Source organism: Streptomyces sp. ISL-99, from assembly GCF_018614005.1.
Classification (GTDB): Bacteria; Actinomycetota; Actinomycetes; order Streptomycetales; family Streptomycetaceae; genus Streptomyces; species Streptomyces flavidovirens.
Genome location: NZ_JAGGPC010000003.1, coordinates 74879 through 95343, shown reverse-complemented (window position 1 = coordinate 95343; position 20465 = coordinate 74879). Strand labels below are relative to the sequence as shown.

The window sequence follows — 20465 nt, the reverse complement described above, 5'->3', positions numbered from 1 at the left end:
CCCCCCCCATCCGTGACGAAGTCTTGAAGAAGGGCGCTGCGCAGAAGATGGCACCGACGACGAAGGCCGGCGACGACGGCAGTGGCCTGGTGGAGATGGCTTGGGATCCGATCACCCGGATCGTGGGCAGTCTCGGCATCCACACGAAGATCGACTTCAAGCAGAAGCGGGTGGCGGAGTGCTACAGCACCTCGTCGGTCTTCCGCGGATACAGCGTCTTCATGCGCGGCAAGGACCCCCGTGACGCGCACTTCATCACCAGTCGCATCTGCGGCATCTGCGGCGACAACCACGCCACCTGCTCGGTGTACGCGCAGAACATGGCCTACGGCGTCAAGCCGCCGCACCTCGCCGAGTGGATCATCAACCTCGGCGAGTCCGCCGAGTACATGTTCGACCACAACATCTTCCAGGAGAACCTGGTCGGGGTCGACTACTGCGAGAAGATGGTCCGCGAGACCAACCCCGGGGTCCTGGAGCTGGCCGAGCGCACCGAGGCCCCGCACGCCGGCGACCACGGCTACAAGACCATCGCCGACATCATGCGCTCCCTCAACCCCATCGAGGGCGAGTTCTACCGCGAAGCGCTGCAAGTCAGCCGGTACACGCGGGAGATGTTCTGCCTGATGGAGGGCCGCCACGTGCATCCCTCCACCCTCTACCCGGGCGGCGTGGGCACCATCGCGTCCGTCCAGCTCTTCACTGACTACCTCAGCCGCCTCATGCGTTACGTCGAGTTCATGAAGCGCGTCGTTCCGCTCCACGACGACCTCTTCGACTTCTTCTACGAAGCCCTTCCCGGGTACGAGGAGGTCGGCCGCCGGCGCGTGATGCTCGGCTGCTGGGGCGCCCTCAACGACCCCGAGTACTGCGACTTCACGTACGCCAACATGACTGACTGGGGACGGAAGATGTTCGTCACCCCGGGCATCGTCGTGGACGGCAAGCTGGTCACCAGCGACCTCACCGAGATCAACCTCGGCATCCGCATCCTCCTGGGCAGCTCCTACTACGAGGACTGGGCCGGGAAGGAGCAGTTCGTCACGCACGACCCGCTCGGGAACCCCGTCGACCCGCGCCACCCGTGGAACCAGCACACGATCCCGGCCCCCCAGAAGCGGGACTTCAACGGCAACTACAGCTGGGTGATGTCGCCACGCTGGTTCGACGGCAAGGACTACCTCGCGCTCGACACCGGAGGCGGCCCCATCGCCCGCCTGTGGTCGACCGCCCTGTCCGGCCTCGTCGACGTCGGCTACGTCAAGGCCACCGGCCACAGCGTCGTCATCACCCTTCCCCGCACCATGACCAAGCCCGAGACCCGCTTCGAGTGGAAGATCCCGAAGTGGAGCAACGCGCTGGAACGCAACCGCGCCCGCACCTACTTCCAGGCCTACGCCGCGGCCATCGCGCTGCACTGCGCGGAGCAGGGTCTGGCGGAGGTGCGCGCGGGACGCACCCAGACCTGGGAGAAGTTCGAGGTACCGGACGAGGGCCTGGGCGTCGGCTTCACCGAGGCGGTACGCGGTGTCCTCTCGCACCACATGGTGATCCGCGACGGCAAGATCGCCAACTACCACCCCTACCCGCCGACTCCGTGGAACGCCAGCACCCGCGACACCTACGGAACCCCCGGGCCCTACGAGGACGCCGTGCAGAACACGCCCATCTTCGAGGAGAATCCCCCCGAGAACTTCAAGGGAATCGACATCATGCGCACCGTCCGCAGCTTCGACCCCTGCCTGCCCTGCGGCGTCCACATGTACGTGGGCGGCGGCAAGACCGTGCAGAAGATGCACATGCCGACCGGCCTGAGCGGCCTGGCCGGATGAGCGCGCCCGAGGCTCCGCGGTCCCCGAACGCGGAGGAGGCCGGGCGGCGCGTCGAAGAGATCCTCGACCGGCTGTCCGCCGCCGGGGACACCGCGGCGGCTGCGGCGGCCGAGGAACTGGTCCGGGTCCTGATGGACTTCTACGGTGCGGGTCTCGCCCGGATCATGACGCTGCTGCAAGCCCCCGCGGCGCGCACGGCGCCGAGCGGCCCGCTGAGCGGGCTGCTCGGCGACGAACTGGTCTCCAGTCTGCTGGTCCTGCACGACGTCCACCCCGAGAACACCTCGGCACGGATCTCCCGCGCCCTGGAGAGCGTCCGGGAGCACAAAGTGGAGCTCGTCGGATTCGACGATGCCACCGGCACGCTGCGGCTGCGCTCGACCGCCCCATCCGGCGGCGGCTCAGGCTGCGGCTGCCCCGGCACGGGCTCGTCTGCCCGGCAGGCCGTGGAGGATGCCCTGGCCTGCTTCGCCCCGGAGGTGAGCCACGTGGAACTGGAAGAGGCCCCGTCCTCCCCCGAGCCGGCCCTGCTCCAGATCGGCACGCGTCCGCCCACCGGCGCGGCGGGCCGGCCGGCTCCGGCGACGGCGCCGTGAGCGCGCCGCAGGTCCGGCCACAGCACCCGGCACCCGGCGCGCGGACGCAGGGTCTGCGCCGGTTCGCGGGACCGCGTGCGCCGCAGCAGGAACGGTGCGACCTGTGCGGAGTGGGGGTCCCGGACGACAGCCACCGCCACCTCGTGGACACCGAGAGGCGCTCCCTGGCCTGTGCCTGTACCCCGTGCTCCCTGCTCTTCGCACAGCCCGGCGCCGGCGGCGGCCGCTACCGCACGGTCCCGGACCGCTATCTGGCCGACCCGGGCCACGCCTTCGACGCCGCCGCCTGGGACCTCCTGCAGATCCCGGTCGGCGTCGCCTTCTTCTTCCGCAACGCCGCACTGGACCGGCTGGTCGCGCTCTACCCCAGCCCGGCCGGTGCCACGGAGAGCGAACTCGACCCGGCGACCTGGCAGACCGTACTCGGCACCAGCCGGCTGGCCGGCATGCTCGAACCGGATGTGGAGGCGCTGCTGCTGCGCCGCGAGGAAGGCCGCACGGAGTGCTACCTGGTGCCGATCGACATCTGCTACGAACTGGTGGGCCGAATGCGCCTGCTGTGGCAGGGGTTCGACGGCGGAGCCGAGGCACGGGCCGCTCTGCAGGCGTTCTTCACGCACGTCGGGCAGCGGGCCCGGGCGCTCACGGAGGGAAGCAGGCCATGACCGAGCTCTCCTTCACCTGCACCGGAGTCCGCGCCGACCCCTACGCCGCCGGCCCCACCCTGGTCTTCCGGCTGCGCGTCACCGCGTCGGACGAGACCCGGGTGCACGCCCTCGCGCTCCGCTGCCAGATCCGCATCGAACCGGCCCGCCGCGGTTACCAGGAGCAGGAGGCGGGCAAGCTGGCCGACCTCTTCGGCGAGCGCTCACGCTGGGGCACCACACTCCAGCCGGTGCAGTTCGCGCAGGTCTCCCTCATGGTTCCCAGCTTCACCGGGGAGACGGAAATCGACCTCGTCGTGCCCTGCACCTACGACATGGACGTCGCCGCGACCCGGTACGCCGAGGCCCTCTCGGGCGGCGAGGTGCCGCTGCTCATGCTCTTCTCGGGAACGGCCTTCACCGGCGCCGGCGGATTCCGCGTCGAGCCGGTGCCCTGGGACCGGGAAGCGTCCTACCGGATGCCCGTGGAGGTATGGCGGGAGATGCTCGAACAGCACTTTCCCGGCTGCGGCTGGATCCGTCTGCCCCGCGACACCATGGACGCCCTTCTCGCGTTCCGCTCGCGCCGGGCGCTGCCCTCGTGGGAGGCCACCCTTCGGGCACTCCTGGAGGAGGCCGCCCCGGCGGCTCCCCGGACACCGGCCCGTAGCCTGCCCCGTTCCGGTGCCGTACCGCCGCGCGTCACCGAGAGGACGGCGACATGACCACGACGGCCGGGTTCAGCCCGGAGTTGGAGTCCCGTTTCGCCACCGCGCGGCAGGTGGCCGACGCGGTCCTCTTCGAGGGCTACGTGCTCTATCCCTACCGGGCCTCGGCGGCCAAGAACCGGCTGCGCTGGCAGTTCGGGGTGCTCGTACCGCCCGCCTGGGGCGCCGACCGCGAGGAACCCGCCTTCCAGCGCACCGAGTGCCTGATGGAACCCACAGCGGGCGCCACGCTGGCGGCCGAGGTGCGGTTCCTGCGCGCCCAGCGGCGCACCGTCCAGGAGGCCCGGCCGGACGGCACGTTCGAAACGGTGCCGGAACTGCATCTCCATGACCGCGTCCTGGTCCCCTGGGGCGAAGGCATCGAAGAACGCGTCGAGATCGTCGCGACCGTGGCCGAGCTGACCGGAGAGGGGATCGTCGTCCCCTTCACCCGGCCCGCCGGTGAAGAGACCGAACCGGTTCACGACACGGACGGCACGCTGGTGGGCCGGTTGGTGCGCCGGTACGACGAGGCCGTCGGCGTCGTACGGCTGTCCGTGAGCGAACTCGACGGCCCGTACCGGGTGATGCGGCTGACGGCCGTGGTGGAGAACACCAGCACGTGGGCCCCGGCCGACGGGGGCGGCGACCGCGAGGCCGCACTGGCCCACTCGCTCGTCTCCACGCACCTCATGCTCTGCCTCACCACCGGCTCGTTCGTCTCGATGACGGACCCGCCGGAGTGGGCCAAAGGCGCGGTGGCGTCCTGCCGGAACCGGAACACCTGGCCGGTGCTGGCCGGCGAATCCGGCCGCGCCGACCTGGTGCTGTCCTCCCCGATCATTTTGGAGGACCACCCCGCCATCGCCCCGGAGAGCCCGGGGGCGCTCTACGACGCCACCGAGATCGACGAGATCCTCGCCCTGCGCACCGCGGCCCTGACCGATCAGGAGAAGCGCGAGGCCCGCGGGACCGACGCGAAGGCCGCCGCCGTGATCGACCTGGCCGACTCCATGCCGCCCGAGGTCCTGGAGCGACTCCACGGAGCGGTACGGGCCCTGCGCGAGATCACCGAACCAGGCCCGTCCGGCCTCTCCGGTGCGGGCTCGCCCATCCCGCCCGACCCGTTCGACGCACCCGGTGTCTCCCGTCCGGCCACGCCCTGGTGGGATCCGGCGGGCGACGCCGGTCTCGACCCGGCCACCGACCAGGTCCTGGTCGACGGCCGCCCGGTCGCCGCGGGCAGCCGCGTGCTGCTGCGTCCCGGCCTGCGCCGCACCGACGCGCAGGACCTGTTCCTGCACGGGCGCAGCGCCCTGGTCGAGGCCGTACTCCACGACGTGGACGGGGGAGTGCACCTCGCCGTGACCGTCGAAGGCGATCCCGGCGCGGACATCCGCCGCGAACAGGGACGGTTCCTGTACTTCCAGCCCGACGAGGTAGCCCTCCCGGAGGACGCGTGAACCCCGCCCCGCCCGGCAGCGGCCGGACCCTGGTCGCCGGAGTCGGCAACATCTTCCTCGGTGACGACGGCTTCGGCGTGGAGACGGTGCGCGCGCTGGCCGGGCACCAACTGCCCGAGCACGTCGAGGTCGTGGACATCGGTGTACGGGGCGTGCACCTCGCGTACCAACTGCTCGACGGATACGACACGCTCATCCTCGTCGACGCCACGGCACGCGGCGGCGACCCCGGGACCGTGTACCTCATCGAAGCCGGAACACCGGGCGGCATCGAGCCCGGGGGGGCCGTTCTCGACGGGCACCACATGTCGCCCGACGCGGTCCTGGCCCTGCTGGACACCCTGTGTGCCGGAACCGGTGCGACGCCTCCGCGGCGCACGCTGGTGGTGGGATGCGAACCCGCGTCCGTCGAGGAGGGCATCGGCCTCAGCCCCGAGGTGGCCGCCGCCGTACCCGAGGCCGTTCGATGCGTCCTGGACCTCGTACGCCAGAACACTCACGAAGCGCCCGCACACAGCGTCGCTGCCCCACCGGCCGGGAAATGAGGAGCACACCATGAAGAAGTCCATGATCGGCAGCGCCGTCGCCGCCACCGTCCTCCTGGCCCTGGTCAGGCAGGTCCTGCCCGACATCAGGCGCTACCTGCACATCCGCAGGATGTGACGCGGCCGCTGCACCGAACGGGGGCACGCGGGGCGCAGCATCGGCGAGCCACGGAGCCCGCCCCCGCAGGCCGCCGTGTAATGGTGCCCAGCGGACCGGCCACACCCTTACCGGCCTCCGCCAGGACGGAGACCGATGCACGAGATGTCCATCGCGATGGCCGTCGTCGGCCAGGTGCAGGAGGCGGCCGCAAAATCCGGCGGCGTCACCGCCGTCACCTCCGTGCGGCTCCAGGTAGGTGAGCTGGCCGGGGTCGTCCCCGACGCACTGGCCTTCTGCTTCGAGCTCGCCTGCGCGGGGACCGCCCTGGAGGGCGCCGAACTGATCGCCGAATCGGTGCCCGGCCGCGCCCGCTGTGCGACCTGCGTGGACGAATGGGCGGTCGGCACGCCTCCGCAACTGTGCTGCCCGGCGTGCGGTCAGGCGACCGCCGAACTTCTCTCCGGCCGCGAGCTGCAGATCACCAGTGTGCGGTGGGAAGACGGTCCGGCCCGTGACCGCACCCGAGAACCCGTCTCCGAGGAGCGCTGAACCATGTGCCGAGTCGTCGACCTGCAACAGGCGGTCCTCGCCAAGAACGAGGCCGCCGCCCACGCGCTGCGCACCGGGCTGGCAGCCCGGGGCGCCACCGTGATCAACCTGCTGTCCAGCCCCGGGAGCGGGAAGACGGCCCTGCTGGAGCGCGAACTCCTCCTCGCACGTGAGCGGGGAGTGCCGGTCGCCGCGCTGACCGCCGATCTCGCCACGGAGAACGACGCCAGGCGCCTGGCCCGCTCCGGCGTGCCGGTCAAGCAGGTCCTCACCGACGGGCTGTGCCATCTCGAGGCGGACATGCTGGGCCGGCATCTCCAGGGATGGCTGCCGGAAACCACCCGGCTGGTGTTCGTGGAGAACGTCGGAAACCTGGTCTGCCCCGCCTCCTACGACCTCGGTGAGGCCTTGCGGGTCGTACTCGCCTCGGTCACCGAAGGCGAGGACAAGCCGCTGAAGTACCCCACCGCCTTCGGCCTCGCCCATCTCGTGGTGGTCACCAAGACCGACATCGCCGATGCCGTCGGGTTCGACGAGCCGGCGTTCCGCGCCCACGTCGAGCAGGTCAACCCCGGAGTGGAGGTGGTCCTGACCTCCGCCCGCCGGGGCGAAGGGGTCGGCGTGCTGCTCGAACGGGCGATGGCGGTGGCGGACGGAGCGCCGGCACACGAACCGGTCATGGGCCGCCGGCATGGCGGTCACCACCACCACGCGGACGGCGCCCCGCAGATGAACGGCTCCCACACCCATCCCCACCCCCACGACTGTGCGGATGGTCGCGGGCAGTCCGCGTACGCGGCATCCGCCGGCCCCGCCGCCCAGCCCCGCGCGTGAGCGCTCCGCACCCGGGAACTGTCGGCGTCCCCGCATCGCAGCGCCGCCGGGTCATGGTCCGGGGGGTCGTCCAAGGCGTGGGCTTCCGGCCGTTCCTGTACAGCCTGGCCACGGCCATGGAGCTGTCCGGCCACGTGAGCAACACGGAGGAAGGCGTGGTGGCGGAGGTCGAGGGGGCGCCGTCCGCCGTGGCACTGTTCTGCGACCGGATCGCCGCGGAAGCACCCCCGCTGGCCGTGGTGGAGTCCGTCGACCACCAGGACGTTCCCGCCTCCGGCGGTGCGGGGTTCACCATCATCGCCTCCCGGTCCGGGGGGCCCGCGCGCACGCTGGTCTCGCCGGACGTAGCCACCTGTGCCGCATGCCTCGCCGAGCTGGCCGATCCGTCCGACCGGCGCCACCGCCACCCGTTCATCACGTGCACCCACTGCGGCCCGCGCTTCACCATCGTCACCGGCCTGCCGTACGACCGGGCCCACACCACCATGGCCGGCTTCCCGATGTGCCCCGACTGCGCCCGCGAGTACGCCGATCCGGCCGACCGCCGGTTCCACGCACAGCCGGTCGCCTGCCCCCACTGCGGGCCCCGCCTGCGTCTGCTGCGTACCGCCGAGGGCGGCACCCCCATTGAGGTGCCCGCCGCGGACCCCGTCGCGGAGGCCCGCAAGCTCCTGGCCGACGGCGCCATCCTCGCCGTCAAGGGCCTCGGCGGCTACCACCTCGCATGCGACGCCTCCCAGGACGAATCCGTAACCCTGCTGCGCCGCCGTAAGGCCCGCGGCGACAAGCCCTTCGCCCTCATGGCCCGCGACAGCGCCGACGTCGAGCACCTCGTTCACATCGGCCCCGAGGAGCACGCCCTGCTGACCGGAGGGGTGCGGCCCATCGTCCTCCTGCGCCGCCGGGCGACGCCGCCACCGAGGCTCGGGGCCCCAGGCGTGTCGGACGCGGTAGCGCCCGGCAGTCCGGACCTGGGTGTCATGCTCCCGTACACACCCCTGCACCACCTGCTGCTCGGCCTGCCCGCAGACCCCACCGGGCCGCTCCTGCTCGTCATGACCAGCGGGAACACGGCCGGCGAACCCATCGTCACCGACGACGCCGAGGCGTTGGAGCGGCTGGCTCACCTGGCCGATGCCTGGCTCACGCACGACCGCCCGATCCAGGTGCCGTGCGACGACTCCGTGGCGCGGGTGTGCGACGGAGAACGGATGATCCTGCGCCGGTCACGTGGCTACGCCCCCCTGCCGATCACCCTGCCGGTGCCCGTCAGGCCGACCCTCGCGGTCGGGGGAGACCTGAAGAACGCGTTCGGCCTGGCCGACGGGCGCCGGGCCTGGCTGTCCGCCCACATCGGGGACATGGACGACCTCGCCACGCAGTACGCCTTCGAGCGCGCCGAGCGGCAGCTGGAGTCGATCACGGGGGTGGAGCCCCTGGCGCTGGCCGCCGACCGGCACCCCGGCTACCGCTCCGGCCAGTGGGCCGAGCGGCACGCGGCCGGCCGGCCCCTCGTGCGCGTGCAGCACCATCACGCCCACGTCGCGGCGGTGATGGCCGAGCACGGGCTGGACGGTACCCACCGGGTGATCGGCGTCGCCTTCGACGGCACCGGATACGGCGACGACGGGGCGGTGTGGGGCGGGGAGTTCCTGCTCGCCGACTACGACCGCTTCACCCGGTTCGCCCACCTCGCCCATGTCCCGCTGCCCGGCGGCGACGCCGCCGTGCACCGGCCCTACCGCATGGCACTGGCCCACCTGCGCGCGGCCGGCATCGCCTGGACGGACGACCTGCCCTGCGTAGCGGTCTGCCCGCCCGACGAACGGCGGGTGCTGGAAGTCCAGATGAAGCGGAACCTGAACTGCACACCCACCTCCAGCATGGGCCGCCTCTTCGACGCCGTGTCCTCGCTCGCGGGGGTGTGCCACCGGGCCGGATACGAGGCGCAGGCCGCCATCGAACTGGAGGCCGCGGCGCTCACCGCCGACAGCGCCGAGACCGCCGCGGACGGTCGTACCGGCTACGCGTTCGCCCTCCGACCCCCTCAGCGAGCCGTCGGGGCCGCGTGGACCGCCGACCCCGCGCCCGTCCTGGCGGCGATCGCGGACGACGTACGCGGCGGTGTCCCACCGGCACTCGTCGCGGCACGCTTCCACGGCGCGCTCGCCGCCCTCGTCCACCGCACCTGCGTCGCAGCACGCGAGCGGCACGGGCTGGACACCGTCGCCCTGACCGGCGGCGTGTTCGCCAACGCGCTGCTCTCCTCGGCCTGCGCCGAGGCATTGCGGAAGGACGGTTTCACGGTGCTGCGCCACCACCAGGTGCCCCCGAACGACGGGGGACTGGCGCTCGGCCAACTGGTGATCGCCGGACACAGAACCGCCGACTGACGCCCCACCCGCAAAGAGGGGGCACGGACCACCACAGCGAGGAGAACCCCATGTGCCTGGCGGTACCCGGGAAAGTGATGGACATCGAGGTTCGTGACGGCACTCGTATGGCCACCGTCGACTTCGGCGGCGTCGTGAAGGAGGTGTGCCTGGAATACCTGCCGGACCTCCAGGTCGGCGAGTACGCCATCGTGCACGTCGGATTCGCCCTCCAGCGCCTGGACGAGCAGTCGGCAAGGCAGACGCTCGACCTCTTCGCGACTCTCGGCATTCTCCAGGAGGAGTTCGCGGACCCGTGGGAACTGGCCGCGGAGGCGGGCGGAGCCCCGTGGCCCGATGGAAGTGAAGCACCGCAGGAGGCCCAGAAGTGAAGTACATCGACGAATTCCAGAACCCCGACCTGGCCCGGCGCCTGCTCGACGACATCCATTCCACGGTGACCAGACCATGGGCCCTCATGGAGGTGTGTGGGGGACAGACGCACACGATCATCCGGCACGGCATCGACCAGCTTCTCCCCGATCTGGTGGAGTTGATCCACGGGCCGGGCTGCCCTGTGTGTGTCACGCCGCTGGAGGTCATCGACAAGGCGCTGGAGATCGCCTCCCGCCCCGAGGTGATCTTCTGTTCGTTCGGGGACATGCTCCGCGTCCCCGGCACCGGCCGCGACCTGTTCCAGGTCCGCGGTGAGGGCGGCGACGTACGGGTGGTGTACTCCCCGCTCGACGCATTGCGGATCGCCCGGGAGAACCCGGATCGCGAGGTGGTGTTCTTCGGTATCGGCTTCGAAACCACCGCGCCGCCCAACGCCATGACGGTCCACCAGGCACGTCGGCTGGGCATCCGGAACTTCAGCCTGCTGGTGTCCCACGTGCGGGTCCCCCCGGCGATCGAGGCGATCATGCAGTCCCCGGACTGCCGGGTCCAGGCCTTCCTCGCGGCCGGACACGTCTGCAGCGTCATGGGCGTCGGTGAGTATCCCGCGCTGGCCGACCGGTACCGCGTCCCGATCGTGGTCACCGGATTCGAGCCGCTGGACATCCTGGAAGGCGTACGCCGGACCGTACGGCAGCTGGAGCGCGGCGAGCACACGGTCGAGAACGCCTACTCGCGTGCGGTCCGGCCCGAAGGAAACCCCTCCGCACTGGCCATGCTGGAGGACGTGTTCGAGGTCACCGACCGGGCCTGGCGCGGCATCGGAGTGATCCCCGACAGCGGCTGGCGGCTGTCCCCCCGCTACCGGGACTACGACGCCGAGTACCGCTTCTCGGTGACCGGCATCCACACCCGGGAGCCGGCCGAGTGCCGGAGCGGCGAGGTGCTGCAAGGCCTGCTGAAGCCGAACGAGTGCGAGGCGTTCGGGACCGCCTGCACTCCCCGCAGTCCGCTCGGGGCCACCATGGTCTCCAGCGAGGGGGCGTGTGCCGCGTACTACCTCTACCGGCGCCTCGACACCACCACTGCCCCCCTGGAGGCGAGCCCCGTTGCCTGACGTCACCCAGTTCCGCGCACCGGACCTCACCGCCTGGACCTGTCCGGCCCCGCTGCGCGACCATCCCCGGGTGGTGATGGGCCACGGAGGCGGCGGCGCACTCTCCGCCGAACTGGTCCAGCACATCTTCGCGCCTGCCTTCGGCGGAGAGGTCCTGGCCCAACTGGGCGACTCCGCCGCCGTATCGCTCGGCGGGGCGCGACTGGCCTTCTCCACCGACTCCTTCGTGGTGCGGCCGCTGTTCTTTCCCGGCGGAAGCATCGGTGACCTCGCCGTCAACGGCACCGTCAACGACCTGGCCATGAGCGGCGCCCGGGCCGCATACCTGTCCTGCGGATTCATCCTGGAGGAGGGCGTCGAGGTCGCCGTGGTGGCACGCGTGGCCGAGGCCATGGGGGCGGCCGCGCGGGCAGCGGGGGTGGAAGTCGCCACCGGCGACACCAAGGTCGTGGAAGCCGGTCACGGGGACGGCATCTACATCAACACCTCCGGAATCGGTCTCATCCCGGCAGGGGTCGACCTGAGGCCGCAGCGCGTCGTCCCCGGCGACGTGGTGATCGTCAGCGGTGACATCGGCGTCCACGGCGTGACGATCATGAGTGTGCGCGAGGGCCTGGAGTTCGGCGTCGAGATCGAGAGTGACTGCGCGGCTCTCGGCGGACTCGTCGAGGCCATGCTGGCGGTCACCCCCGACCTGCATGTCCTGCGGGATCCCACCCGCGGCGGCCTGGCCGCCGCGCTCAACGAGATCGCTGCCGCTTCCGGCACCGGTGTGGTCATCCAGGAACGCGGCGTTCCTGTCCCGCCGACCGTGGCCAATGCCTGCGCCATCCTGGGCCTGGATCCGCTGTACGTGGCCAACGAGGGCAAGCTGGTCGCGTTCGTCCCTCGCGAGCACGCGGACGCGGTTCTGGACGCGATGCGCGCGCACCCCCTGGGCGCGGCGGCGACGGTGATCGGTGAGGCCGTGGAGGCGCACCCCGGCATGGTGGTGGCCCGCACGGGCCTCGGGGGCACACGCGTGATCGACCTGCCGATCGGGGAACAGCTGCCCCGGATCTGCTGACCGCCCACCCGACTCGCGCCGCCGCGGGGGCGCGGCGGCGCGAGCCGGGCTGTTCTAACCCCGCTTGTGCTTGTCGGGCGGGTCCTGCGGGTCCACGCCCGTGAAGGCGGAGGCGTCCTTGCTGCCGCTGGGGCGCCGGGAGCGGCCCTTGCGTCCCCGGTCGTGCATGCCTTCCTCGTCGTTCGCCCGGGCGTGGTCCTCTCCCCGGTCGCTGAGGCTCCTGGCCGTGTCCCCCGGCACTGGCGTCTTCTCCTCTCGGGAGACCTTCCGGCCCGGGCCCTTCCCGGGGGCGTACTCGTCCGGATGGAACGAACGGTGCGCGCTCGGGTTGTCCTGCTGGCGCGTCTCGTCCACATCCGGTGCCCAGCCGTGCTGATGCTTGCCCTGGTGCCTGCTCGGCCCCTCGCCGTGTGACGGCTGGGACGACTCCGGCTTCTTCGCCATGACCTGGCCTGCCTGTCCTGTGACGGTGATGGGCGGTGGGTACGCGCGCCATCCCACAAATAGGTTGATTATCCTATTTATACCGGAATGAGCCAGAGGTGAAGGAGTCGACGGTCAGTTCGGCCACCAGCGGTGGACTCCGAGTCCGGATCTGTGAGGAACCCCGCGGCGGGCGATCACAGGCTTCACGCTCATCGCCCAGACCATTCGGCGGTACTTGTCGTGGTCGTCCGTCGTGGAGTAGGTGCCACGAACCCCCAGGCCAGACGGCCATCCCGTGGGATTTCCCAGGGACTTTTCAGGGACTTTCAGGGACTTTCAGGTCTGTCCGAGGGATTTTCCAGGGACTTTCCGCTGTGCAGACAGGGAAGGCCCTGACAGCGCCGAAAGAACGAAACGCGCTGGTCAGGGCCGAGAACCTCAGCACTCGATGATGTTCACCGCGAGCCCGCCCCGCGCGGTCTCCTTGTACTTCACCGACATGTCCGCGCCGGTCTCCTTCATGGTCTTGATGACCTTGTCCAGCGACACCTTGTGGTTCCCGTCGCCGCGCATCGCCATCTTCGCCGCCGTGACGGCCTTGACCGCCGCCATGCCGTTGCGCTCGATGCACGGGATCTGGACCAGGCCGCCGACCGGGTCGCAGGTCAGGCCCAGGTTGTGCTCCATGCCGATCTCGGCCGCGTTCTCGACCTGCTCGGGGGTGCCGCCGAGGACCTCGGCGAGCGCGCCCGCCGCCATCGAGCAGGCGGAGCCGACCTCGCCCTGGCAGCCGACCTCGGCGCCGGAGATCGAGGCGTTCTCCTTGAAGAGCATGCCGATGGCGCCCGCGGAGAGCAGGAAGCGGACCACGCCCTCCTCGTCCGCGCCCGGCACGAAGTTCATGTAGTAGTGCAGGACTGCCGGGATGATGCCGGCGGCGCCGTTCGTGGGGGCGGTGACGACGCGGCCGCCCGCCGCGTTCTCCTCGTTGACCGCCATCGCGTAGAGCGTGATCCACTCCATCGACAGGGCCAGCGGGTCGCCCTCGGAGCGCAGCTTGCGCGCGGTGTTCGCGGCGCGCCTGCGCACCTTCAGACCGCCCGGCAGGATGCCCTCCCGGGACATGCCGCGGGCGACGCAGTCCTGCATCGCCCGCCAGATCTCAAGGAGGCCCTCGCGGATCTCCGTCTCACTGCGCCACGCCTTCTCGTTCTCCAGCATCAGGGCGGAGATCGACAGGCCGGTCTCCTTCGCCAGGCGCAGCAGCTCGTCACCGGTGCGGAAGGGGTACTTCAGTACGGTGTCGTCGAGCTTGATCCGGTCCTCGCCCACCGCGTCCTCGTCGACGACGAAGCCGCCGCCCACCGAGTAGTACGTCTTCTCCAGGAGGGGGGTGCCTTCGGCGTCGTACGCCCACAGGGTCATGCCGTTGGCGTGGTACGGCAGGGCCTTGCGGCGGTGCAGGATCAGGTCCTCGTCGAAGTCGAAGCCGATCTCGTGCACGCCGAGCAGGTTGATCCGCCTGTCCGCCTTGATCCGCTCGAACTCCTCGTCGGCGGTCTCGACGTCGACCGTGCGCGGGGAGTTGCCCGCCAGACCGAGCAGGACGGCCTTGGGGGTGCCGTGGCCGTGGCCGGTCGCGCCCAGCGAGCCGAACAGCTCGGCGCGTATCGAGGCGGTGTGGGCCATCAGGCCGTCGTTCTTGAGGCGGCCCACGAAGAGGCGGGCGGCGCGCATCGGGCCGACCGTGTGGGAGCTGGACGGGCCGATGCCGATCGAGAACAGGTCGAAGACCGAGATGGCCACGGGGTGACTCCTAAGGGTGGGTAGACGCCGCTGTCTGCCTGCGGGAGTGGTGCAGATGATCTAGGGCGGGGCAACACGGTGCGGGGCACCGCACTCACTGTTCAGTGTGCGCGGTGCCCCGTTATTCAGTCTGTGTCGTACGTAACTACTTCAGACCAGGGTAAAGCGGGTGCTTGCCGGCCAGGGCCGTGACCCGGGCGGACAGGGCCTCGGCGTCGTACGACGGCTTCAGCGCCTCGGCGATGATGTCCGCGACCTCGGCGAAGTCCTCGGCCTGGAAACCGCGGGTGGCCAGGGCCGGCGTACCGATCCGCAGACCCGAGGTGACCATCGGCGGGCGCGGGTCGTTCGGGATGGCGTTGCGGTTGACCGTGATGCCGAGCCCGTGGAGACGGTCCTCGGCCTGCTGGCCGTCGAGCTCGGAGTTCCGCAGGTCGACGAGGACCAGGTGGACGTCCGTGCCGCCGGTGAGGACGGAGACGCCGTGCTCGGTGACGTCGGCCTGCACCAGGCGCTCGGCCAGGATGCGGGCGCCGTCCAGGGTGCGCTGCTGGCGCTCCTTGAACTCCTCGCTCGCGGCCACCTTGAAGGAGACGGCCTTCGCGGCGATGACGTGCTCCAGCGGGCCGCCCTGCTGACCGGGGAAGACCGCCGAGTTGATCTTCTTGGCGAGCTCGGCGGTGGAGAGGATCACTCCGCCGCGCGGGCCGCCGAGGGTCTTGTGCGTGGTCGTCGTCACGACGTGGGCGTGCGGCACCGGGTTGGGGTGCAGGCCCGCGGCGACCAGACCGGCGAAGTGCGCCATGTCGACCATGAGGTACGCGCCGACCTCGTCCGCGATGCGGCGGAAGGCGGCGAAGTCCAGCTGACGCGGGTACGCCGACCAGCCGGCCACGATCAGCTTCGGCTTCGACTCCTTGGCGAGCCGCTCGACCTCGGCCATGTCGACCTCACCGGTGGCGTCGTCCACGTGGTACGCGACCACGTTGTAGAGCTTGCCGGAGAAGTTGATCTTCATGCCGTGGGTCAGGTGACCGCCGTGGGCCAGGTTCAGACCCATGATCGTGTCGCCGGGCTTGAGCAGCGCGAACATCGCGGCGGCGTTGGCCTGGGCGCCCGAGTGGGGCTGTACGTTCGCGTGCTCGGCGCCGAAGAGCGCCTTGATGCGGTCGATCGCGATCTGCTCGACGACATCGACGTGCTCGCAGCCGCCGTAGTAACGGCGGCCGGGGTAGCCCTCGGCGTACTTGTTGGTGAGTACGGAGCCCTGGGCCTCCATGACGGCGACCGGAGCGAAGTTCTCCGAGGCGATCATTTCGAGGGTGGACTGCTGGCGGAGCAGCTCGGCGTCGACGGCGGCGGCGACGTCCGGGTCGAGCTCATGCAGGGGAGTGTTGAGAAGCGTCATCACGGTCCCGTTCGAGGTCTTAGTTGCCGGAGGAGAAGGCGTCGTACTCGTCGGCGGAGAGCAGGTCGTCCGGCTCGTCCGTGACGCGCACCTTGAAGAGCCAGCCGCCCTCGAACGGGGCGGAGTTCACCAGCGACGGGTCGTCGACGACGTTCTGGTTGGACTCGACGACCTCACCGCTCACGGGGGAGTAGAGGTCGCTGACCGACTTGGTCGACTCCAGCTCGCCGCAGGTCTCGCCCGCGCTCACCGTGTCGCCGACCGCCGGGAGCTGGGCGTACACGACGTCACCGAGCGCGTTGGCCGCGAACTCCGTGATGCCGACCGTCGCGACGCCGTCCTCGGCGGTCGACAGCCACTCGTGCTCCTTGCTGTAACGCAGCTGCTGGGGGTTGCTCATGACCTGAATTCTCCTGTACGCGGGGGAGTGGTGGTGAACGGGGAGGTTGTGCGGGGGGTCACTTCTGGCGCTTGTAGAACGGCAGCGCGACGACCTCGTACGGCTCATGCGTACCGCGGATGTCGACGCCGACGCCGGAGGTGCCGGGCGCCGCGTGCGCGGCGTCGACGTACGCCATGGCGATCGGCCTGCCCAGCGTCGGGGACGGGGCGCCGGAGGTGACCTCGCCGATGACCTTGCCGTCGGCGACGACGGGGAAACCGGCGCGCGGGACACGCCGGCCCTTCGCGATGAGGCCGACGAGCTTGCGCGGCGGGGCGGTCTCGGCGCGCTCGGCGGCGGCCTGAAGAGCGGCGCGGCCGACGAAGTCGCCCTCCTTCTCGAACTTCACGACCCGGCCCAGGCCCGCGTCGAACGGGGTCAGCGCGGTGGTCAGCTCGTGTCCGTACAGCGGCATGCCCGCTTCCAGACGGAGGGTGTCGCGGCACGAGAGGCCGGCCGGGACGAGACCCGCGTCCTTGCCCGCGTCGGTCAGTGCCTGCCACAGCTTCTCGGCGTCGGCCGGGGCGACGAACAGCTCGAAACCGTCCTCGCCGGTGTAGCCGGTACGGGCGATGAGCGCGGGGACGCCGGCGACGGTGCCGGGCAGGCCGGCGTAGTACTTCAGCCCGTCGAGGTCCGCGTCGGTGACGGACTTCAGGATGCCGGGGGACTCGGGGCCCTGGACGGCGATCAGGGCGTACGCGTCACGGTCGTCCCGTACGACGGCGTCGAAACCGGCCGCGCGCTCGGTGATCGCGTCGAGGACGATCTGGGCGTTTCCGGCATTGGCGACGACCAGATATTCGGGGGCCTCGGTTTCGGCCAGGCGGTAGACGATCAGGTCGTCGAGGATCCCGCCGTCCTCCTGGCAGATCATCGTGTAGCGGGCGCGGCCGAGGCCGATCGTGCCGATGTTGCCGACGAGTGCGTAGTCGAGGGCGTTCACGGCCTGGGGGCCGGTGACGGTGATCTCGCCCATGTGGGAGAGGTCGAAGAGGCCGGCGCGGGTGCGTACGGCGTTGTGCTCGTCGCGCTCGCTGGCGTACCGCAGCGGCATGTCCCAGCCCGCGAAGTCGGTCATGGTCGCGCCCAGCGCACGATGCAGCGCGTCGAGGGCGGTGTGACGGGGGACATTGCTCATGTGTGGGGCTCCCAGGGCATGACAGGCGAGGACAATCCTCCCCATCTGTCATCGGAACCTGAGAGGTTCACCGAGAGCGTGACGGTCTCGGCTTGCACCTTGGGTGGAGCCGCGACGAAGCGGCCCGCTTTTCAGATCTGCCTCGCCCGCGCGGTACGGGGCCTGAGAGATTCAAGGGAGGAACTTGCTCCTTCGGCGTCCTCGGCACACAGTGCTTCGGACTCTCCCGCGCGGATTCAAACGGCCGGTATGCAGTTGGCGCGCACATCATTGCACGTGGGCGGCGCCCGGGCAGCACCTGGACAGCACCTGGACAGATCCGGAAATGGACTTGTGGCGCATTACCTTTTCTTTACACTTCTTGGGGAAGGGTGGGGGACACCCGACAGGGGGAAGACGATGACGTTCCAGCAGTCAGGTGCGTACGCGACGACCGCGGGCACCGCGCACCGTGCGGTGCCCGCGCAGCAGGGTGCGCCGGTCAGGGCCGCCGCCCGCCGGCCCGCGCCCACCGTGCGTGATCTGCGCGAGCGCGAGGGGCGCAGCCCGCGGGTACTCGCCTTCGCGGCCGGTGACACGGTGGTCGTGTCCGGCCTGCCCGGCAGCGGCAAGAGCACCCTGATCCGGCGTACGGCGAGCGCGGCGGCGCACCGTATCGACTCGCAGGACGCGCGCGAGCGCTGGGACGCGCGGATGCCCCGGCTGCTGCCGTACGCGCTCTACCGGCCCCTGGTGCGTGCGGCGCACTACGCCGGGCTGTGGCGGGCGCTGCGCTCGGGCGAGGGCGTCGTGGTGCACGACTGCGGTACGCAGGCGTGGGTACGGCGCTGGCTGGCGCGCGACGCCCGCCGCCGGGGGGTCGCGCTGCACCTGGTCCTCCTCGACGTGACGGCCGATGTGGCGCGGGCCGGGCAGCAGGAGCGGGGCCGCGGAGTCTCTGGATACGCCTTCGCCCGGCACCGGCGGGCGGTGGGCCGGCTGGTGCGGGACGCGGAGGCGGGCCGGCTGCCGGTGGGCTGTGCGTCGGCGGTGCTGCTCGACCGGGATGCGGCGGGCACGCTGACGATGATCGACTTCCCTCCCCTGCCCGGCACATCCAGCCCCTCCGGCGTGTGAGGAGCGGGGTCCGGGACAGAGCTCCGGGGCACGCCGCGCGCCGCGTTAAAGTCGTGCCGTGGACTTCCCCGACTTCCCGATACCCGCCCACCCGCACGGCGGCAGCGGCTGGCCCGGCAACGAGCTCGAAGAGGTGCTGGGCGCCTCACTCGGCAACCCCGGCGCGGGCGGCCGCATCGTCGAGGTGCTGGGGCGCAGCCAGGTGTGGGTGCCGCTGCCCTCCGGCGGCGGGCCCGACTCCCCGAACCTCGACCTGCCCACCGTGCTGATCCACGGCGAGGCGTACGTCCCCGTGTACAGCTCCGAGGAACAGCTGCGCCAGTGCGCCGGGCCCCACATGTCCTTCACCGTGGCGCCCGCCCGCGAGTTCGCCCGCGGCCTGCCGCCGCAGCTCGGCATCGCGGTGAATCCGGACGGCGCGGTCGGCGTGCCACTGCCGCCGCCCGCCGTCGCCGAGCTCTGCCGGGCCGGCCGTACGCCGCTGGACGGACCGGCCAGTGGGGGCAGGGTGCGGCTCTTCGAGCCGGACTGGCAGGAGGAGCCGATCGATTTCCTCTCCGCAGCGGCCGGGGAGTTCGAGGAGAGCGGTGTGGTGCTGACCGCCCGTCGGGCGCTCGCGAGCATCGAAGGCGAGTCCCCTGCGCTGTTCGTCGGCGTACAGCTGTCCACCTGGGAGGGCGCCGACCCCAACGCCCCGATGGACGCCCTCGGCCGGGCGCTCGGCCGCGTCCAGGTGCCCTGGGAGGTCAACCTGGTCCTGCTGGACGTGGCGCAGGACCCGGTCGCCGGCTGGATGCTGGAGAAGGTGCGACCCTTCTACACGCGCGCCTGACTCGTACCCGACTCGTGCCCGACTCGTGCTCTGTGTCAGTACTGCCGCTTAAGCTTGGTCGACAACCGACACGGTGGATCGAAGAGGGGCGGGACCCAGGGTGAGCGCGTCAGGCACTGCGGCGGCCGGGCAGGTCGAGCACATGCTGCGCCAGGTGACACCCGGGCGGTACGACGCGTACGAGGCGCTGCTGCGCGCCCTCGCGGACCCGGCGGGCGGCCAGGTCTGGATGCTGCTCTGGCACGGCCAGGCGGGATCCCCCGACGCGCAGTACGGAAACATGGACGTCGACGGCCTCGGCTACGCGCCGTGCGTCACCTCCGCCCAGGAGCTCGCCGCGAGCGGCTGGAGCCGGGCGTACGAAGTGGTGCCGGCGCGCGACGTCGCGCGCGCCCTCTTCCCGGACCGCTGGGGCATCTGGCTCAATCCGCACGCCCCCGGTGGCGGCGTCGGCATCCCCTGGCTCGATCTGCGGCGTATCGCGACCGGACTCGACCGGATGCCCGCCGGACCGCTGCGGCTTTCCGAACCGGCCATCGAGATGCCCCAGTTCTACGCCCTGCTCACGCAGAACGCCCACCGTACGCCCGCGGTCCGCTCGCTGCGCCGCGCGTGGGTGCAGCCGGCGCTCGGGGCGCCGTATCTGGCCATCGGTCTCGATCTCTACGACACGAGCCAGCCGTCCGTCGAGGCGGTGCGCGCGATGATGCAGCAGTCGGTCGGCGTGGTTCCCGACGGCCTGCCCGTGTCCACCGTCGCGATGTCCGACGAGTACGACCCCGTCTCCATGTGGCTGCGCGCCAACGCCCGCCCGTTCTACGCCCGCGAGGCGCACGCGCCCGCCGCCCCCTCCTCCGCCGCCCCACAGGGTGGCTACGGCTACCCGGCCCCGCGCGCCTACTGAGCCGACCTCCCGGCCTCCCGACCCGCGCCTCCCGACCCGGCGCCACGGCACCCATAGCCCAATTCCACGGCCCATAACGGCCGTTGGGCGGCATGTCCGGTCTGGTGCAATAGGCCGCTTCTGATCCGCTCAGCCGATCACGGCGTCCGGATAACGGAAGACCACAGGC

The 20465-nt window shown here is 71.1% G+C and carries 21 protein-coding genes and 1 riboswitch; of the genes, 16 read left to right on the top strand and 5 right to left on the bottom strand.

The features are described from left to right. Positions 1-47: 47 nt before the first annotated feature. From J7E91_RS01785 to hypE, 13 genes are all read left to right on the top strand, one after another. On the top strand, positions 48-1832 hold the full coding sequence (locus J7E91_RS01785; protein ID WP_214898486.1) for a nickel-dependent hydrogenase large subunit: 1785 nt from the start codon (positions 48-50) through the stop codon (positions 1830-1832). Next, positions 1829-2428 carry a hypothetical protein gene (locus J7E91_RS01780; protein ID WP_214898485.1) on the top strand — a complete coding sequence of 200 codons (600 nt, stop codon included), beginning with the start codon at positions 1829-1831 and terminating at the stop codon, positions 2426-2428. The genes J7E91_RS01785 and J7E91_RS01780 overlap by 4 nt, the downstream gene beginning before the upstream one ends. Continuing rightward, on the top strand, positions 2425-3093 hold the full coding sequence (locus J7E91_RS01775) for a DUF5947 family protein (RefSeq protein ID WP_374224599.1): 669 nt from the start codon (positions 2425-2427) through the stop codon (positions 3091-3093). The genes J7E91_RS01780 and J7E91_RS01775 overlap by 4 nt, the downstream gene beginning before the upstream one ends. Then, a complete protein-coding gene (locus J7E91_RS01770) occupies positions 3090-3797 on the top strand; it encodes a DUF6084 family protein (RefSeq protein WP_214898484.1) in 708 nt (235 codons plus the stop codon). Before J7E91_RS01775 ends, J7E91_RS01770 begins: the two co-directional genes overlap by 4 nt. Then, complete coding sequence (locus J7E91_RS01765) at positions 3794-5242, top strand: hypothetical protein (RefSeq protein WP_214898483.1); 1449 nt, start codon at positions 3794-3796, stop codon at positions 5240-5242. Before J7E91_RS01770 ends, J7E91_RS01765 begins: the two co-directional genes overlap by 4 nt. After that, complete coding sequence (locus J7E91_RS01760; RefSeq protein WP_214898481.1) at positions 5239-5787, top strand: hydrogenase maturation protease; 549 nt, start codon at positions 5239-5241, stop codon at positions 5785-5787. The genes J7E91_RS01765 and J7E91_RS01760 overlap by 4 nt, the downstream gene beginning before the upstream one ends. Positions 5788-5797: 10 nt before the next feature. Further along, a complete protein-coding gene (locus J7E91_RS37205; RefSeq protein WP_374196635.1) occupies positions 5798-5905 on the top strand; it encodes a DUF6893 family small protein in 108 nt (35 codons plus the stop codon). A gap of 135 nt (positions 5906-6040) precedes the next feature. After that, on the top strand, positions 6041-6436 hold the full coding sequence (gene hypA / locus J7E91_RS01755) for a hydrogenase maturation nickel metallochaperone HypA (protein WP_214898479.1): 396 nt from the start codon (positions 6041-6043) through the stop codon (positions 6434-6436). 3 nt (positions 6437-6439) lie between these two features. Continuing rightward, positions 6440-7270, top strand: a complete 831-nt coding sequence (hypB, locus tag J7E91_RS01750; RefSeq protein ID WP_214898477.1) for a hydrogenase nickel incorporation protein HypB — start codon at positions 6440-6442, stop codon at positions 7268-7270. Between the two features lie 53 nt (positions 7271-7323). Beyond that, positions 7324-9663 (top strand): carbamoyltransferase HypF, encoded by a 2340-nt coding sequence (hypF, locus tag J7E91_RS01745; RefSeq protein WP_214898557.1) that lies wholly within the window; start codon positions 7324-7326, stop codon positions 9661-9663. A gap of 50 nt (positions 9664-9713) precedes the next feature. Continuing rightward, positions 9714-10034, top strand: a complete 321-nt coding sequence (locus J7E91_RS01740) for a HypC/HybG/HupF family hydrogenase formation chaperone (RefSeq protein ID WP_214898476.1) — start codon at positions 9714-9716, stop codon at positions 10032-10034. Then, positions 10031-11155 carry a hydrogenase formation protein HypD gene (hypD, locus tag J7E91_RS01735; protein ID WP_214898475.1) on the top strand — a complete coding sequence of 375 codons (1125 nt, stop codon included), beginning with the start codon at positions 10031-10033 and terminating at the stop codon, positions 11153-11155. The genes J7E91_RS01740 and hypD overlap by 4 nt, the downstream gene beginning before the upstream one ends. Then, positions 11148-12221 carry a hydrogenase expression/formation protein HypE gene (gene hypE, locus J7E91_RS01730; RefSeq protein WP_285439016.1) on the top strand — a complete coding sequence of 358 codons (1074 nt, stop codon included), beginning with the start codon at positions 11148-11150 and terminating at the stop codon, positions 12219-12221. The genes hypD and hypE overlap by 8 nt, the downstream gene beginning before the upstream one ends. A gap of 54 nt (positions 12222-12275) precedes the next feature. Here the strand turns inward: hypE and J7E91_RS01725 are convergent, their stop codons facing one another. From J7E91_RS01725 to gcvT, 5 genes are all read right to left on the bottom strand, one after another. Then, complete coding sequence (locus tag J7E91_RS01725; RefSeq protein ID WP_214898474.1) at positions 12276-12665, bottom strand: hypothetical protein; 390 nt, start codon at positions 12663-12665, stop codon at positions 12276-12278. Between the two features lie 420 nt (positions 12666-13085). Then, complete coding sequence (locus J7E91_RS01720) at positions 13086-14453, bottom strand: L-serine ammonia-lyase (RefSeq protein WP_214898473.1); 1368 nt, start codon at positions 14451-14453, stop codon at positions 13086-13088. A 145-nt stretch (positions 14454-14598) separates the two neighbouring features. Beyond that, a complete protein-coding gene (gene glyA, locus J7E91_RS01715) occupies positions 14599-15861 on the bottom strand; it encodes a serine hydroxymethyltransferase (RefSeq protein WP_214898472.1) in 1263 nt (420 codons plus the stop codon). Between the two features lie 19 nt (positions 15862-15880). Further along, entirely contained in the window at positions 15881-16261 is a 381-nt protein-coding gene (gene gcvH / locus J7E91_RS01710; protein WP_214898470.1) for a glycine cleavage system protein GcvH, read from the bottom strand. Between the two features lie 58 nt (positions 16262-16319). Next, positions 16320-17444, bottom strand: a complete 1125-nt coding sequence (gene gcvT, locus J7E91_RS01705) for a glycine cleavage system aminomethyltransferase GcvT (RefSeq protein WP_214898468.1) — start codon at positions 17442-17444, stop codon at positions 16320-16322. Positions 17445-17585: 141 nt separating this feature from the next. Then, positions 17586-17683, bottom strand: a riboswitch (glycine riboswitch). Positions 17684-17843: 160 nt separating this feature from the next. On the opposite strand from gcvT, the gene J7E91_RS01700 reads away from it, so the two are divergent. From J7E91_RS01700 to J7E91_RS01690, 3 genes are all read left to right on the top strand, one after another. Beyond that, the gene (locus J7E91_RS01700) at positions 17844-18560 is read left to right on the top strand and encodes an AAA family ATPase (protein ID WP_214898466.1); all 717 of its coding nucleotides are present in this window, start codon (positions 17844-17846) and stop codon (positions 18558-18560) included. Between the two features lie 58 nt (positions 18561-18618). After that, the gene (locus J7E91_RS01695) at positions 18619-19392 is read left to right on the top strand and encodes an enhanced serine sensitivity protein SseB (RefSeq protein WP_308375917.1); all 774 of its coding nucleotides are present in this window, start codon (positions 18619-18621) and stop codon (positions 19390-19392) included. Positions 19393-19492: 100 nt separating this feature from the next. Beyond that, positions 19493-20296 carry an enhanced serine sensitivity protein SseB C-terminal domain-containing protein gene (locus J7E91_RS01690; protein ID WP_214898465.1) on the top strand — a complete coding sequence of 268 codons (804 nt, stop codon included), beginning with the start codon at positions 19493-19495 and terminating at the stop codon, positions 20294-20296. Positions 20297-20465 lie beyond the last annotated feature (169 nt).

Excerpts from the sequence above, each read along its gene's own strand:
- J7E91_RS01785 (WP_214898486.1), top strand. The coding sequence starts at position 48 with ATGGCACCGACGACGAAGGCCGGCGACGACGGCAGTGGCCTGGTGGAG.
- J7E91_RS01780 (WP_214898485.1), top strand. The coding sequence starts at position 1,829 with ATGAGCGCGCCCGAGGCTCCGCGGTCCCCGAACGCGGAGGAGGCCGGG.
- J7E91_RS01770 (WP_214898484.1), top strand. The coding sequence starts at position 3,090 with ATGACCGAGCTCTCCTTCACCTGCACCGGAGTCCGCGCCGACCCCTAC.
- J7E91_RS01765 (WP_214898483.1), top strand. The coding sequence starts at position 3,794 with ATGACCACGACGGCCGGGTTCAGCCCGGAGTTGGAGTCCCGTTTCGCC.
- J7E91_RS37205 (WP_374196635.1), top strand. The coding sequence starts at position 5,798 with ATGAAGAAGTCCATGATCGGCAGCGCCGTCGCCGCCACCGTCCTCCTG.
- hypA (WP_214898479.1), top strand. The coding sequence starts at position 6,041 with ATGCACGAGATGTCCATCGCGATGGCCGTCGTCGGCCAGGTGCAGGAG.
- hypB (WP_214898477.1), top strand. The coding sequence starts at position 6,440 with ATGTGCCGAGTCGTCGACCTGCAACAGGCGGTCCTCGCCAAGAACGAG.
- hypF (WP_214898557.1), top strand. The coding sequence starts at position 7,324 with ATGGTCCGGGGGGTCGTCCAAGGCGTGGGCTTCCGGCCGTTCCTGTAC.
- J7E91_RS01740 (WP_214898476.1), top strand. The coding sequence starts at position 9,714 with ATGTGCCTGGCGGTACCCGGGAAAGTGATGGACATCGAGGTTCGTGAC.
- J7E91_RS01725 (WP_214898474.1), bottom strand. The coding sequence starts at position 12,665 with ATGGCGAAGAAGCCGGAGTCGTCCCAGCCGTCACACGGCGAGGGGCCG.
- glyA (WP_214898472.1), bottom strand. The coding sequence starts at position 15,861 with ATGACGCTTCTCAACACTCCCCTGCATGAGCTCGACCCGGACGTCGCC.
- gcvH (WP_214898470.1), bottom strand. The coding sequence starts at position 16,261 with ATGAGCAACCCCCAGCAGCTGCGTTACAGCAAGGAGCACGAGTGGCTG.
- gcvT (WP_214898468.1), bottom strand. The coding sequence starts at position 17,444 with ATGAGCAATGTCCCCCGTCACACCGCCCTCGACGCGCTGCATCGTGCG.
- J7E91_RS01700 (WP_214898466.1), top strand. The coding sequence starts at position 17,844 with ATGACGTTCCAGCAGTCAGGTGCGTACGCGACGACCGCGGGCACCGCG.